Origin of the sequence: Neolewinella persica DSM 23188 (genome assembly GCF_000373105.1) — a bacterium.
In the GTDB taxonomy this organism is placed as follows: Bacteria; Bacteroidota; Bacteroidia; order Chitinophagales; family Saprospiraceae; genus Neolewinella; species Neolewinella persica.
This window is the reverse complement of sequence record NZ_KB890430.1, coordinates 58665-74487: the sequence shown is the minus strand read 5'-3', so window position 1 is coordinate 74487 and position 15823 is coordinate 58665. Positions and strand designations below refer to the sequence as shown.

Below are 15823 nucleotides of genomic sequence, written 5' to 3'. Positions count from 1 at the left end.
CCAATCCAAATAAAATGCAAAAGTTCCTTTTCTGCCTGTTCGCTTTTTTCTGCCTGTTTGCCTGCCAGGAAGCAGACAACACCGTGGCGGCTCCCGAGCCGCTTACTTACCCAGAGACCAAATCAGTAGATACAGTTACTAACTACTTCGGTACTGAAGTCGCCGATCCCTACCGCTGGCTGGAAGACGACAGGAGCGCTGAAACCGGGGAATGGGTGAAAAGCCAGAACAAAGTCAGCTTCAGCTACCTCGAGAATATCCCTTTCCGCGACGCCCTGAAAGAACGTCTGGAAAAACTCTGGAATTACGAGAAAATCAGTGCCCCATTCACGGAAGGAAACCATACGTACTACTCTAAGAACGATGGCCTCCAGAACCAGTCTGTCTTCTACCGCGTGAACGAAGACGGAGAGGACGAGGTATTCCTAGATCCAAATAAATTCAGTGAAGACGGTACCATCTCTCTTGGTGGAATGAGCTTCTCCAAGAGCGGAGAAATCACGGCTTACGCCATCTCCGAAGGCGGGAGCGACTGGCGGAAAATCATCATCATGGACGCCGAAACGATGGAGATTATGGAGGACACCCTGGTCGATATCAAGTTCAGCGGTATGTCCTGGAAAGGAGATGAAGGCTTCTATTACTCCAGCTACGATAAGCCGAAGGGTAGTGAGCTCTCCGCCAAGACAGATCAGCACAAGCTCTATTTCCACAAGTTGGGCACGCCCCAGAGTAGTGACGCCCTGATCTTTGGCGGTACTCCGGCAGAAAAGCATCGCTATGTCGGTGCTTCGGTCACCGAAGACGACCGCTACTTACTCATTTCTGCCAGCGTATCCACCTCCGGTAATAAGCTGTTTCTCCTGGACCTGAGCAAGCCTGGCAGCCCGATGAAGACGATCGTAGACCATGCAGACAGCGATACCAACGTATTGGATAACAAGGGATCAAAGTTGTTCCTGCTTACCAATTTGGATGCTCCGAACCAGAAAATCGTTACGGTCGATGCCAGCGACCCTGTCCCCGCCAACTGGAAAGACCTCATCCCCGAACGGGAATATGTGCTGAGTCCCCGGACCGGCTCCGGCTCCATCTTTGCAGAGTACATGGTAGACGCGATCTCCGAAGTGAAACAGTATGATTATGACGGAAAGTTGGTGCGCGAAGTGGACCTGCCGGGTATCGGCTCCGTGGGCGGTTTCGGCGGTAAGGCCGATGCTGAGACGCTGTACTACAGCTTCACGAACTACAAGACCCCGGGCTCCATCTATGCCTACGATGCCAAGACCGGCGCCTCCAATCTGTACAAGGAGCCAGCCATCGATTTCAATGCAGACGATTACGAAAGCGAGCAAGTGTTCTTCACTTCTAAAGATGGAACGAAAGTGCCGATGATCATTACCTACAAGAAGGGAATGGAACGCAACGGTAAAAACCCGACCATCCTCTACGGCTATGGCGGCTTTAACATCAGTCTGACGCCGCGCTTCAGCATCACTAACGCTGTTTGGATGGAGCAGGGCGGTATCTACGCCGTACCAAATCTCCGTGGCGGTGGTGAGTATGGCAAAGCCTGGCATGATGCCGGTACGCAGCTGAAAAAGCAGAACGTATTTGATGATTTCATCGCCGCTGCGGAATACCTGATCAGTGAAAACTATACTTCATCCGACTACCTGGCCGTTCGCGGGGGCTCCAACGGTGGCCTGTTGGTAGGCGCTACAATGACCCAGCGTCCTGAGCTGATGAAGGTCGCTCTACCCGCAGTTGGTGTAATGGACATGCTACGTTACCACACCTTTACGGCCGGTGCCGGCTGGGCCTACGATTATGGTACCGCCGACGATAATAAGGAAATGTTCGAATACCTTAAGGGGTACTCGCCAGTACACAACGTGAAGCCAGGTACGAAGTATCCGGCTACTATGGTGACCACGGGGGACCACGACGACCGGGTGGTGCCAGCGCACAGCTTCAAATTTGCGGCTGAGCTACAAGACAAGCAAGCGGGAGACAATCCAGTGATCATCCGCATCGAAACCGACGCGGGCCACGGTGCCGGTACACCCGTGAGTAAGCAAATTGAGCAGGCCGTGGATATGTTTGGCTTTACGCTCTATAATATGGGCTTCCGGGAGCTGCCGAAAAAGTTGAAGGGGTAGAACCTTTGGCCAGTAACGACGAAAGCCCATCCTCAAAATGAGGATGGGCTTTCGCAAAACCAGTAAAAGCAGTTCATCAGCGCACCACAAATCGCTGCAAGCTCAGCGAATTACCAGCTTCGTCGCGTAGCACCGCGATCAGGACTCCGGCGGGCAGGGTGGAGGAGGAGAGGCGATAATTTTTCGCATCTGCCGTAACCGAGGTTTGGAAAATCTCCCGGCCGTTGAGGTCCAGTACCCGGAGGCTGGCCGGTTTGTATTTGCCGAAATCAACGGTAACGGCCTCGTGGCGACTCGCCGGGTTCGGGTAAACACCGGTAGCTTCGGGATGGGTGGGGTCATCGTCGGAGGCGTTCGCTGTGGCACGTTTGCTACCGCCATTTCCCTTGAAACAGTCGGGCTCAAAATCCATCTTGAAGGAACAACCTTTGCGCCAGTAAAAATTTATATGGACGGGAACCACCTCACCGGGTTGGCTGAAAACCATGTAGGGATTTTCGTCTAATATTCCATTGTTGTCCCACTCAATGCTCGCCTCGCTAAGGGGGTGTCCGGCACCGTCCACGATGGTCACCTCTCCGTAGAACATGTCCTTGAAGCAATCGTCCGTAGAATATTCGAAGCCTACCACTGGGCAGTCATCGCCGCAAGTGACGGCAATACTTTCCTCGATGGTGCATTCCTCGCCATTCTCCAGCATAAAGGTTATCTGCGCAGTGACGACGAGCGGGCCTTCGTAATGGGTCACAATATCGTCTGAGTTGAGGCCGATCTGCGTGGGGACACCGTCCAGCAGCCAGGTTAATTGGAACGTCCCGAATTCAAATTTATCGCCGTTGCTGTCCCGAACGTTGACGGAGAAGACCGGCTTACTACAACCGCAGGCGTGGCAGCGAGTCGACAGGCTGATGTCGCAGGTCAGCGGTGGCGTATCGTCGCACTCTTCCTTAACTGTGATGGTGACGAGGTCCTCCTTTTCGCAGTTCGGGTCGCCGGGGAAGGAGTAGCGGAAGGTGTAGGACTGGCCGGTTACAAGGCCGGTTACAACGGGATTGCGAATGGTGACGTCGGAGATGACGACGCCGGGGTAATTTTCCACTGTTTCCCAGAGGATGTTGATGTCAACGGGAATTCCGGCAGCATTGCGGGGGGTGGAACCATTGAGCTGGATGTTGTCATCACAGATGGTGGCGTCGGAGCCGGCGTCGATTTTGGGGATGTCGTCTACTACTATGGTGAAGGTGTCGCGGTTGTCACAAAGAATACGTGTATTCAGAAAATCGTCTTGAATGGAAGTAAGACTTTTAAGCACAACTGTATAGGTGCCAAACTGGCTAAGTTGTAAGATGTCATTGCCGCTTGGAAGTGTTCCCTGGGTTCCTCCATCATAGCCGGGCGGGAAGTCAGACAAGGCATCCTATAAGGTCAATTACCTCTTTTTTACTGAAAAGGTATGATGCCGTATTAATCTCTGCGGGGTAGGGTATAAGCTGGTTACGGATTAGTGGATGCCGCCAGACGTTTTGTTTTAATGCTGGTCGGCTGGGGTAAGCCCCGCCCGACCAGCGTCAGGTTTATTGGCCGCGTTCGCTTAGCGAACGCGGGGTGATACTGTCTTGGCCAGCAGGGGCGGGGCTCGCCCCTATGGTGTGCACACATCTTTACGGTGCTCTAAATGATCGCGATTTTACACATCCGGTGAACTTTCAGCCGACTACGTCAGGCTGAAAGATGCATCGGATGAGAAAACCGCCTGACTGTCGAGCCGTTTTCTCATCGTAGGCATCTTTTTTGAGCACGGAGGCGAAGCCGAAGCGCTCAAAAAAGTTCCTCCGATGTGTAAAACGGCGGGTCTGTAAACTTGTGTGCACACCATAGGGCTCGCCCCCGCCCGCTGGCACGTCCCCGCCCCGCTGGCGAGAAGTTCCTGTTGAAGTAGCACGGGATAACAAAAGTTTTCTCCCCCGCAACTTTTGCCGACGCCCATTCCATTATCCCCCCGCAGGGTGGAGCAGTTTGGTAGCTCGCCGGGCTCAAAATCCGGAGACCGTCGGTTCGAATCCGACTCCTGCCACAAATCAAAATTAATCGAGTAATGAATACGCGACGCCAAGCATCTTGGAATCAGGCCCCGGCCCCTTAGCGGAGCAGAACTCGTATGTACATACTTGATCGGCGCCCCGCTAGGAATTATTCTGGTGGGGCGCTGTTTGTCAGGATGGTCCTCTAACGGCTAAGAGGCTGCATTTGGAGTGCAGGAAATGCCAGTTCAAATCTGGCCCATCCTACTTTTTTCGGGACGTGGCGCAACTGGATAGCGCTTCTGGTTACGAACCAGACGGTTGCAGGTTCGAACCCTGCCGTCCTGACTTCAGCGTTGGTATGGAAACTTGTTTTCCACACCAACGCTTACAGACCGCTAGCTCAATTGGCTAGAGCGTCGGATTTTGATTCCGAAGGTTTCAGGTTCAATCCCTGAGCGGTCTGCTTTTTGGGCAGGAAGCTCTACTGGCTGAGCGTCTCCTTTGCAAGGAGGAAGGTGTGGGTTCGAGTCCCATCCGGTCCACTATAGTCTAACAAGTTCAGGGTCATAAGACTATATATTCGCAGGCGTGGTGTAATTGGCAGCACGGGAGATTCCAAACCTTCTGGTCCGGGTTCAAATCCTGGCGCCTGTGCCAAAATAAGGGGGAAGGGACGAATGGGGAGAAGGGAAGGTGGGCGAGGCCGCAGGTGCAAGGAAGGTGTAGAGGAGCAGAAGACCCGGTTGGCCCCAAATGGACGCCCTGTACCATCCTGAAATCAATCCATGGGTACCACGCCTCCGGCTCCTTGCATCGGTTTGCCGAGCCGACGCCCAATACGTAATTCTATTTGCAGGTTTCCGACCCGGGTGTCGAGATTATCGGTAGCGTCTACGCTGGGAAGGTAGATGCCAGTGAGGGCCGCATAATTGCGGCGACCATTGTAGCCGAAGGCAAGGCGGGCCCGAATTCGGGGACTGACCCGAAAGCGTTCGCGCTCCCGCTGGCTACCGAACAAGTCATAATCGATGAACCGAAACTCTGCCCCGCCGAAAACCGCTGGCGTAATGGACCAGAATTCGTCAAAAGCGTAAGTATAAGCGTAGCCAGCCCCAATACCCAGTTTGTGCTGGCGGAACTTCGTGATATTGATGTTGCCCTCGCTGGAGAGCGGAATCGTGATGCTGTCAGCACTCAGTACCTGCCTGTTCACCAGCCCTCCCAATAATAAGGAGCCACTACTGCGCAACTGCCGCCCCTTTTGTTTGAAGGCGGAGCGGAAGCTGAACTTGTCGTGTCGGAGCACGTGAAAACCGAAGAGGGTAGCGGTGAGCAGTTCAACATCGGGGCGGAAAGACGCTGGCATCCCGGGCCGCAGGGTACGAAAGCCTTTAGTTTTGCGAACATCCGTCAGCAGGTAAAACTTGGGACGGTAGAACTGTAGGGCGAGCCCGAGGGAGCTCCCTTGTTCCAGGTTACTACCGGTACCCAGGTCACTGATCGGGATGCTGAAAGTGTAACTCACAGCTTTGTAGCGGCCGCCAATGCGCGCGGCCAGTCCGCGGTTCTCGAGGCGGAAAGTCTCACGGCCGGCGGTGGAGAAGTCTACGGTACGGTCGCGAAAACGTAACCCTCCGTTGATGCGCGCCGGGTAGCGGATGGACTCGATGTAGGTAGTATCAATTTCGATGTTTTGAGCAGGGAGCAGCAGCGGGGAAAGGAGAAAGGAGAAAAACAGGAAGCAGGGAAATAAGAATAAAGTAAGCCGCATTGATAATGATTTATAAGGAAAGACGCGATTAACCGTGGCTGAATCCGACGCCCACTCTTATCAAATACGTGGTTGTTGTACCTCTGGTTCGTACTGAAATCTTTCAATTCGAGCGCAACCCACCAATAGCCCAAATTCCCTACCTTCCCACCCCAAAACCAACCCAACAGATGCGTCCATTGCTCACCCTGCTTCTTATTACCGTTCTGTGCACCTGCGGCCGCGCCCAGGAAACCGCCAACTGGCTCCGTCACAGTGCCATTTCTCCTAATGGAGATCAGGTAGTTTTTACCTACAAAGGCGACTTGTACACCGTGGCCACCGCCGGTGGTCGTGCGCAGCAATTAACTTTCCATAAAGCCCATGATTACGCCGCGACCTGGAGTAAAGATGGGCAACAGCTCGCCTTCGCCAGCAACCGGTACGGTAATTTCGACGTATTCACCATGCCCGCCCAGGGCGGGCCAGCCACCCGGCTGACCTATCACTCCAACGACGAAACTCCCTACACCTTCGCGCCCGACGGGAAAGCCGTACTCTTCGGTGCCCTGCGGCAAGACGAGGTCACGCACCGCCAGTTCCCCCACCGCTCTCAGTCAGAATTATACTCCGTTCCCGTAAGCGGCGGAAGAGTCAGCCAAATCCTCACCGTTCCCGCAGAGTACGTTCAGTTTAGCCCGGATGGCAAAAGCATGTATTACCAAGACAAGAAAGGCGGCGAAAACGAATACCGAAAGCACCATACCTCCTCCATCACCCGAGACCTCTGGCGCTACGACCTGGCCAACAAAAGCCATACCCAGCTCACCACCAATACTGCCGAAGACCGCCAGCCAATCGTAAGTGCAGATGGAAAAACGGTGCACTTTCTAAGTGAACGCAGTGGGACCTATAACGTATGGAAAGCACCAGCTGGCAACCTTAAAGAAGCTACGCAGGTAACCGATTTTAAACTCCACCCCGTCCGGTTCCTCAGCCAAAGTAAAGACGGGACAATCTGCTTCGGTTTCGATGGCGAACTCTATACCCTGCGCGAAGGCGCGCAGCCGAAGAAACTCCCCGTAACGATCATCACCCAGGGAGCCGCCAACCAGGATAAATTTGTGACCATCAGTGGAGGTATTACTGAAATGTCCGTCTCTCCAAGCGGTAAGGAAATTGCCTTCATTGCCCGGGGAGAGGTGTTCGTGACTTCCGCCGAGGAGTCTTTCACTAAACGACTGACCAATACGCCGGAGCAGGAACGTTTTGTCTCCTGGGGACCGGAAGGAAAATCTGTCGTCTACAGCCGGGAAACGGCCGGCAAGTGGAGTACTTTTAAAAGCGAAAAAAACAGAATGGAGGAACCGTTTTTCTATGCCGCTACGCTGACGAAAGAAAGTCCGGTCATCGAAAACGAAAAGGACAACTACCTCGTGCAGTACTCCCCCGATGGCAAAAAGATGGCCTGGGTGGAAGACCGCCGTTCCATCAAAGTGCGTAATGCCGACGGCACCGGAGAAGTTACTTTGCTCAGCCCTAAGGAACTTTACCACATGAGCGATGGTGACAAGTACTTTACCTGGAGCCCCGATAGCGAATGGCTGCTGGTGGAATGGGACGTATTGATGAACAACAGCGATGTATTGCTGATGAAAGCAGACGGCAGTAAGCGCGTCAACCTGAATGAAAGTGGCTACTACGACTCACGCCCAAAATGGGTTGACGGCGGCAAGCAAATGATCTGGTTAAGTAACCGGGACGGACTGAAGTCCTACGCCACCAGCGGCCGGTCTGAGCAGGATGTTTACTCGATGTACTTTACCCAGGAAGCCTGGGATGAAGCTAACCTGAGTGACGAGGAATTCAAACTAGCGAAGGCCATCAAGGAAGCGCAGAAAAAGGAGAAGGACGGCGACAAAAAAGGCGACGACAAAAAAGACGGCGATAAGGATAAAGACGATGACGATAAAGATGATGACGACAAGGACGACGACAAGAAGAAGGAAGTGAAAAAACTCACCTTCGACTGGAATAACCTCGATGAGCGAAACAAGCGCCTCACCATCCACTCTTCCCGCCTGGGAGATGCCGTGCTTTCCAAAGACGGAGAGAAACTGTACTACCTCGCCACCTTCGAGAAAGGAGCGAACTTATGGTCTACTAATCTGCGTACCAAGGAGACCAAGATGGAAATGAAGATCGGCAGTGGTGGTCGGCTGGAATGGGACAAGGAGCATAAAAACCTTTACCTGCTCAGCAGCGGTAGTATCTCGAAAATTGACGTGGCGAAGAGTAAGAAAACGCCGGTCAAGATCAAGGGAGAAATGGAGTACGACGTAGCTGCCGAGCGCCAGGCGATGTTTGACCACGTCTGGATCCGTACCAACGCAATCTTCTACGAGCCGACTTTTCACGGCATCGACTGGAACCAGATGCGTAGCGAATACAGCAAGTACCTGTCTGGCATCGGCAATGCCTTTGAGTTTACCGAGATGCTCTCTGAGATGCTGGGGGAGCTGAACGTGAGCCATGCCGGCGCACGCTTCCGGCCACAGGGCTTTACCAATCCGGATGCCACTGCTTCCCTGGGCATCTTTATGGATTATGCGTACACCGGTAACGGTATTAGAATCGCGGAAGTAATGGATGGTGGACCACTTGACCGTGCTGCGTTTGACCTCAAGCCCGGAACGATCATCGAATCGATCGACGGGGAAGCGATCAGCCCAAACCGCGATGTAGCCAGCTACCTCAACCGCAAAGCGGGTAACTTCACCCTATTGGAAGTTACTGACCCTACGACAAAAAAGAAGCAATCCATTACCGTAAAACCCATTTCACTGGGGGAAGAAAACGGGCTGCTCTACAAGCGTTGGGTGAAGATCAACGAAGAGGAAGTGGACAAACTATCCGGCGGTACCCTGGGCTACGTACACATCCCCGGAATGGGTGACGGCCCTTACCGGAGCATTTACGAAGACATGATGGGTAAATACTTTGACCGCAAGGCGATGATTATCGATACCCGCTTCAACGGCGGTGGTGACCTTGTGGCAGATCTGGCGATGTTCTTCACCGGGGTTTCCTTCATCACTTACGAGACGGAAGCTAAGGTGGTAGGCGGAGAGCCGACCTCCCGTTGGACGAAGCCAACGCTTGCCCTCATCAACGAAGCCCAATATTCCGACGGGCACTGCTTCGCCTGCGGTTACGACGACCTCAAGATTGGTACCACCCTCGGTATGCCGACACCCGGAACCTGTTCCTTCGCAGGGTGGGAGCGCTTGCCCGATGGATCAGTCTGGGGCGTAGTTCCGGTCAGTGCCAAAGACATCAACGGCAACTGGATGGAGAATAACCAGACGGAGCCGGACGTGCGCGTAAAGAACCTGCCGGGCGATATTGCCAAAGGCGTTGACGCGCAGCTGGTGCGGGCGGTGAAGGAGCTGATGAAGTAGGCAAGTGGCCCTACCCGGCTGTAGCTCTAAACTAACAACTACCGTGCCTTCAATATTATTAAAAAGTAGCCAGCCTTAACAAAGGCTGGCTACTAGAATGAAAAACACTTGAACAACACTTATTTGTAATCCCATTTTGAATGAGGCACAAGATTACGTTGTTATTTGTTACAGCGCGTTGCGATATAGCAACTCGCTTAATCTTTTTTCACCTGGTTCTTGATCCTGCTGAAAGTGTACTTGGAAATACCTAAGAATGAAGCAAGGTGCCGATCCGTAACGCTATTGGCGATCTCAGGGTAAGTTGAAATAAAAGATTTGTAGGCGCCCAATGCGTCATCATTGATAAGGCTTCTTGAAAATTGCAACTGTTCTAATAACCTGCTTTGGGTAATTTGTCTAAGTGCCAGTGCCCAGCCGTCTACGCTTCCGAGTAGCGTTTCGTTTGCCTGAGCGTCAAATACCAGTACTTTAGCGTCCGTTTCCGCTTGGATGAATCCGCTGCTAGGCGTTCTGTTTTGGAAGCTTTTCAGGTCGGTAAAGAAGTCGTTAGCCTGCATAAACATTGCCGTCACCTCGTTGCCTTCATCGTCCAAATAATAATACCGTAAAACGCCGGACAGGACAAAGCCAATTTCAGTGCTCACCTTTGGAAATTTCAGAAAATAATCACCCTTGTTGTACCTCTTTTCTTGCGCATACTCCGCAACCGTTTCCAGCTGTTGCTGAGTAAGCGTTGTCTGCTTTTCCAGGGCTTTCATTAATTGTAAATTCATAAGATATTTTCATGTAAGTGGTTGAAGATTTTCCAACCTGATTTTCTTTGCAACAAGAAAACTTCTTGAAAACGCCAGTTCTTAATACTCACCTTCACGGGCAGAGAAACCCAAGTGCAGCGGACTATTGGCAAAAAAGTAATCCATGTTAATCTAAGACTTCGGGGATGCCTGCTGCCATAGTAGTGTGTGTTAAAGAAGCGGGTAGCGAAGAAGAGGAACTGCGACTGAGAAATAAATCTTCTCATATTCTACCGTGATAATATTCAGGTTAAACCTTAGCTGTTTTAACAATGTTCATTCCCAACTCATACAGAACCTCTACTGATGACATGCTGTTTGATTTACAAAAAGTAGTATGCTCAATGATGAAAAACAGGCTATTATAGTAATCGGAGCATCAGCCGGGGGAATGACTCCACTACTGAATTTGATTGAAAATATACCTGAAGACTGCAGGGCGTCCATATTCGTAGTCCAGCACATGCCTTCATACGCAGAGAATAACCTAGACCAGATTCTAGGCTACCGGTCTAAGCTCCCCGTCTTAAATGCTAAACACGACGTGACCATTTGTCCCGGAACGATATACACGGCTGTTCCGGATCACCATCTAATACTAGAAGGCGGTAAAATGCTGGTCACCAAAGGTCCCAAGGAGAATCATTGGCGGCCTTCCGTTGATGCCCTGTTCAGGTCAGCTGCCTACTCTTATCGGCAAAGGGTTGTCGGTATAATTCTCAGCGGTGCGCTGAACGACGGTACTTCCGGTCTGTGGAACATAAAGCATTTTAGTGGCACCTCCGTCATCCAGTCCAGGGAAGATGCCGTTTTTGATGGAATGCCCGTCAGTGCAGCCATGTATAATGAAATTGACTACGAATTACCTGGCGATCAGATCGGTCAGCTAATCGGCTCCTTAAGCAAACAAATAACCTCCGGAAAGCAATCTACCATACCTGTTACTGCCGGGCGGAAAAACTTCGTCGAATTTGAACTTGGGGTTGCAAAAGGAGAGAATGCATTAAAAAAAGGTGTAATTACCTATGGGAAATTTTCCCCCCTAACTTGTCCGGAATGTCATGGCGCGCTAACGGAATATGCTGAAGGCAAGTTAAAAAGATTTCGCTGCCACACGGGCCATGCCCATACCGCTGACTCTCTATTGGTTGGCATCAATAATAATATAGAAGCAAGTACGTGGGAAGTCATGCGAGGAATGGAAGAAGGTCAACTGCTGCTAGGTCATATGGCCGATATACTGGAGACAGAAGGCCATGCTAAGATCGCGGGTAAGTACCGGGATAATGCAAATAGCCTCTCAAGGCGATCAAAAATTATCAAGTCCACCATCATGGAAAGCCAGGAACTGGAACTTGAAAACTAACGTCACCTGTAATCCAGACCTCGTCAGAAAAGTGGAGATAAAAAACGATCAGGCAGTAAGACTTACACGTTACCAGGCGATCAAGGCCTTGTTTACCTACTCCTCTTATCGAAGTTTATTTTACTTTTACCCTCTCTTGTCAGCTGGCGGCACCCAGGCCGGTTTGAACACCTGCAGCAGCAGCAGACTCACCGCCTAAAAAAGGCTGCTTTACGTAATTTCTTATTTCATAGATATTATATCGCATAAAGGTATTAAATATAATAATTAAGTTTATTGTATTTGATAAAAATTATCGACTTGCAAAATTGAGTTTAGCTGATTATCAATGACTTATCAGGTTGGCACGTATTTTGACTGTACAATGTCTCACCAGCCAACAATACACACCGTGAACCATATGCCTTCTGATTTGAGCTGCGTCGATTTTCGACTTAGATCCTTACAAGTTCTTGAAAAAAAGACAGAAAAATCGCTCGCATTCATTGACAAGCACGAACTAAAAGATTGGTGCTCAGTAGATCGCTACTATTGGACGTATAGCCTCTCGTTTATTCGCTGTATCGCTGGGAAATGGAAAACGGTAACAACAGAAAATTACCCAAACATTGTGCAGTTACATGACATTTGTCTGCGCCAAACATTGATCCGCAATGTTTTGAAAGTGAGAAGAGCAATAATAGCCACCGATAATCACCATACTGCTCTCCATGAGTGGGACAGGCTTTGGAAATGGCTGTAAAAACGACCTTGCCTCTACATTAACCCTGAAAAATAGTTTGTGAAATTACGGTTGACGATTAGTGAGACGGACGAATTATCATATTTTCTGACTGGTGTGAAATTTTAGCAGTCTGCCCCACCGTCAACCATTTTCAAGCTTAGCCATTAATAGTTCCTGATCCAATACTGTGTTTCTTTCTCCTGACTCATATATTGGCTTTTGATTTTTTCAAATAAGCTTATCAACCCATTGCAAGATAATACCCGCATTGTCGGTATCGGAGCTTCCGCCGGAGGGCTCCAAGCCATCGAATCGTTGCTCGGTACACTGCCAAGTGACACGGGGCTTGCTTTTGTCATCGTCCAGCATTTAAGCATCGACTACGACAGTAATCTTGCGGTAATTCTCAGTCGTGCCACGGAAATGAAGGTGACTTTCTTACGGGAAGACACTGCCCCCAGACCTAACACCGTATATATCCGTCCTGCCGACAAAGAGCTTACCGTCAAGAAAGGTAGGCTTCTTCTTAGTCCAAGAGAGCAAGAGAACGATTATGTTTACCTCCCGATAGACCATTTTTTACTTTCCCTTGCCGTTGATCAGGAAAGTTACGGTATTGCCGTTATTCTTTCCGGAATGGGGTCCGACGGAAGCCGCGGCTTAAAGGCCGTTAAGGAGAGCGGTGGCATCGTTTTGGTGCAATCTCCTCATTCTGCTCAGTTCTCTGGTATGCCGGCCGCTGCCATACGCTTCGAGGTAGCGGACTATATCGGCTCGCCAAAAGAATTGGCTCAGACCATTACCTCCATCGCTCTCCGGGAGCCCGGTCCTAACCAGGTGAAAGTTTTTCAGGAGTTGGCTCAGCCGGAATTTGAAGGGTTCATTGCGGAAATCATTCGCCGAATCAACGAAGGGTTGACGATGGATTTTAGTCACTACCGCCCCTCAACCATCAGGCGCCGAATTGAAAAGCGATTGTTGATCCACATGATCGATCAACCTACCGATTATCTGGAACTACTGGACAGCAAAGAAGAAGAACTACAAATTCTTGCCCAAAGCTTTCTGATTGGCGTAACCCGTTTTTTTCGTGACCCCCAGGCGTTTGAATTGATCGAGCGAAAAGTGTTGCCTCAACTGGTGGCTTCGGCCGTCCCCGACCGACCGCTGCGTATCTGGGTACCGGCCTGTAGTACGGGGGAGGAAGCTTACTCTATCGCAATGGTGCTTGACGATTATTTATCGGTGCACGGTAAAGGCTTAGATTATAAGATTCTAGCTTCCGACGTCGATCCCAAAGCGATCAAAGTCGCCGGAGAAGGCTTTTATCAAGAGAACATTTTTGCGGATATCCCCGAACGTTATTTAAAAAAATACCTACAGCACACCCATGGGGGGTACCGGGTAGTTCCGAGGCTGAGAGAGAAAATTCTCTTCGCCATTCAAAACCTCCTTACTGACCCTCCCTTTATTCATATCGATTTTCTCAGCTGTCGGAACTTTCTGATTTATATAGACGCTGCGGCACAAGCAGGAATCCTGTCTAATTTTCACTTCTCGCTCAATCCTGAAGGATTCATGATGCTGGGTCCGAGCGAAAGCCTGGGGCGGATGCAACAGGCTTTTTCAAGCATAGACCGCCGTTGGAAGATATTCACCCCCCGGCCGATAGAAAAACGGCATTTAGACTTGAGCAAAAGGTCACGGCTATCCATAGCAGCACGCGAAAACAATGTAGGCATGGAAGACAACATCATTAACCAGGTTTCTTCAAGAGAAAACTATCGGGCCAGCAATTTCGATGAGTTCGCACAATACCTCGCTGGTCAGTATGCACCCGCCTGCTTGTTTTTAAATCAAGCTTTTGAAATTGCGTACATAAATGGCAACCTCGACGCTGTTCTTCACTTTCCTAAATTCCACACGGAATTTGTCCTTGATAAGGTCCTGGATAACAATACTGTAACCCTTCTCCGGGCAGGAATAGACGCCCTATTCAGCTCAGAGAATCAAGACGCCAATAGTGAAATTAGCGTTGATGCACTTGATATAAAGGGGATTACCTACCAAGCAATGCTTAGTCAGGTTGAACTTGACAGCTACCCGGGTAAATTAGTGATGATCCAGATCTCTCCAAAAACACTTTTGAGCGAAGATGAAAATCCTGGAAAGCCGCTAAAAGCAGACCAACTACTTCAGCGGAGAATTCACACTTTGGAGGAACGACTCATCCTTTCCGAGCAACGGGCCCGCAAGCTACTCACCGAACTGGAAGCAACCAATGAAGAACTCCAGACAAGTAACCGGGAACTTCTGGCCTCTAACGAGGAAATGCAGAGCACCAATGAAGAGCTTCAAAGCGTCAACGAAGAATTATATACGGTCAACCAGGAAATGCAGTTCAAGAACGAACAGCTGAAAACCCTCAACAATGACATCAATCAACTCTTGGAAAGCACCGAAATAGGAACGATTTTCCTTGACAGAGATATGATTATCCGGCGCTTTACCCCCAGCATTCGGCGTCAGTTCGATCTCCACGAAACGGACATCAGCCGTCCTCTTTCTGCCTTCTCCAGTTCCTTCACCGACCTTCATTTAACTGATAACTGCCGTCAGGTCCTCGACACAAGGCAACGCTACGAAGAAGAAATCATTGATAGCAGTGGACGCCATTACCTGCTTCGCATACTGCCCCATTTAATCCCCGACAAAGACGAAGGTATCGGCCTTATTATTACTTTTATCGACATCAACGAGTTGGTGGAAGCAAGGCAAGAACTTAGTGAAACCGCAGCGAAGTATGAAGTCTTGCTCAACTATTCGGAAAATTCCATTGCGCTGGTCAGTCAGCGCGCTCGTATTGAGCAAATCAATCGTTGGATATCTCCTGATGTTCCGGTAGAGAATCTTTTGGGTGCCTACATCGTAGACGTGATAGAGGATGATGTGGAACAGTTGAAGTTTCATAATGCCCTGCGTAGTGTTTTTGACGAAAAGGTTGCTATAACGGAAAAAATAAAAATAAGTGGTGAGGGGGAATCGGCCGTGTACGCTGAAATCACCTTCATCCCTAATCCCGCCAGAACCAATGGTTCGCATGGCAGTCGGGAAGACCAAGCCATTCTGATTATGCGGGATGTCTCCTCCGAGGTGATCGAGCTGCAAAACACTTTGACGCTGCTGGAACAATACCGGAAACGGCTGCGTGCAACCGAGACCCAGGCCGGCCTAATGGACCTGGATGGCAATATTCTCGACCTCAATAAAAGCCACGAACCATACAAAGGTCCCGAGGATTTCATTCAGAAAAACATCAGGGAATTTCTGACCGAAAGCGGATGGGAATTGATAAAAGAGGCCCTATCGAGAATTGAAAATGGTAGCTATCGTGAAGTAGTCGTCTATCAAAAAGAGGATTTGACAATTTCGGGATACGGCGACTCCCTGGCCGTAGCCTACGAACCGGTAATTTCCGGTGGAGAAATCATTTGCGTAACTGTTACAAACATGGATGAAGGTACCCCGGAAAAGTAACC

7 protein-coding genes and 6 tRNA genes are annotated in these 15823 nt (G+C 50.3%); 10 read left to right on the top strand and 3 right to left on the bottom strand.

Features of this window, described 5'->3' with window-relative positions:
* The first annotated feature begins 14 nt into the window (after positions 1–14).
* Positions 15–2162 carry a prolyl oligopeptidase family serine peptidase gene (locus B036_RS0112360; protein ID WP_020569032.1) on the top strand — a complete coding sequence of 716 codons (2148 nt, stop codon included), beginning with the start codon at positions 15–17 and terminating at the stop codon, positions 2160–2162.
* Positions 2163–2238: 76 nt separating this feature from the next.
* Here B036_RS0112360 and B036_RS0112355 read toward each other — a convergent pair whose 3' ends face one another.
* Complete coding sequence (locus B036_RS0112355; RefSeq protein WP_020569031.1) at positions 2239–3573, bottom strand: T9SS type A sorting domain-containing protein; 1335 nt, start codon at positions 3571–3573, stop codon at positions 2239–2241.
* Positions 3574–4163: 590 nt separating this feature from the next.
* Here B036_RS0112355 and B036_RS0112350 point away from each other — a divergent pair.
* From B036_RS0112350 to B036_RS0112330, 6 genes are all read left to right on the top strand, one after another.
* A tRNA-Leu gene (locus tag B036_RS0112350) sits at positions 4164–4236 on the top strand.
* Between the two features lie 141 nt (positions 4237–4377).
* Positions 4378–4450, top strand: a tRNA-Pro gene (locus tag B036_RS33555).
* A 7-nt stretch (positions 4451–4457) separates the two neighbouring features.
* Positions 4458–4531, top strand: a tRNA-Arg gene (locus B036_RS0112345).
* Positions 4532–4575: 44 nt separating this feature from the next.
* Positions 4576–4649: transfer RNA gene (locus B036_RS0112340), tRNA-Gln, on the top strand.
* An 11-nt stretch (positions 4650–4660) separates the two neighbouring features.
* Positions 4661–4728, top strand: a tRNA-Ala gene (locus tag B036_RS0112335).
* A 40-nt stretch (positions 4729–4768) separates the two neighbouring features.
* Positions 4769–4843, top strand: a tRNA-Trp gene (locus tag B036_RS0112330).
* A 121-nt stretch (positions 4844–4964) separates the two neighbouring features.
* Here the strand turns inward: B036_RS0112330 and B036_RS0112325 are convergent.
* Complete coding sequence (locus B036_RS0112325; protein ID WP_020569030.1) at positions 4965–5957, bottom strand: DUF4421 family protein; 993 nt, start codon at positions 5955–5957, stop codon at positions 4965–4967.
* 170 nt (positions 5958–6127) lie between these two features.
* On the opposite strand from B036_RS0112325, the gene B036_RS0112320 reads away from it, so the two are divergent.
* Positions 6128–9397, top strand: a complete 3270-nt coding sequence (locus B036_RS0112320) for a S41 family peptidase (RefSeq protein WP_020569029.1) — start codon at positions 6128–6130, stop codon at positions 9395–9397.
* A gap of 197 nt (positions 9398–9594) precedes the next feature.
* Here the strand turns inward: B036_RS0112320 and B036_RS0112315 are convergent, their stop codons facing one another.
* Positions 9595–10173, bottom strand: coding sequence for a Crp/Fnr family transcriptional regulator (locus B036_RS0112315; protein ID WP_044102569.1), 579 nt, complete (start codon positions 10171–10173; stop codon positions 9595–9597).
* Between the two features lie 358 nt (positions 10174–10531).
* Here B036_RS0112315 and B036_RS0112310 point away from each other — a divergent pair, with 358 nt between their 5' ends.
* Both B036_RS0112310 and B036_RS0112295 read left to right on the top strand, forming a co-directional pair.
* On the top strand, positions 10532–11560 hold the full coding sequence (locus B036_RS0112310; protein ID WP_020569027.1) for a chemotaxis protein CheB: 1029 nt from the start codon (positions 10532–10534) through the stop codon (positions 11558–11560).
* Between the two features lie 973 nt (positions 11561–12533).
* The gene (locus B036_RS0112295) at positions 12534–15821 is read left to right on the top strand and encodes a CheR family methyltransferase (RefSeq protein WP_026231928.1); all 3288 of its coding nucleotides are present in this window, start codon (positions 12534–12536) and stop codon (positions 15819–15821) included.
* Positions 15822–15823 lie beyond the last annotated feature (2 nt).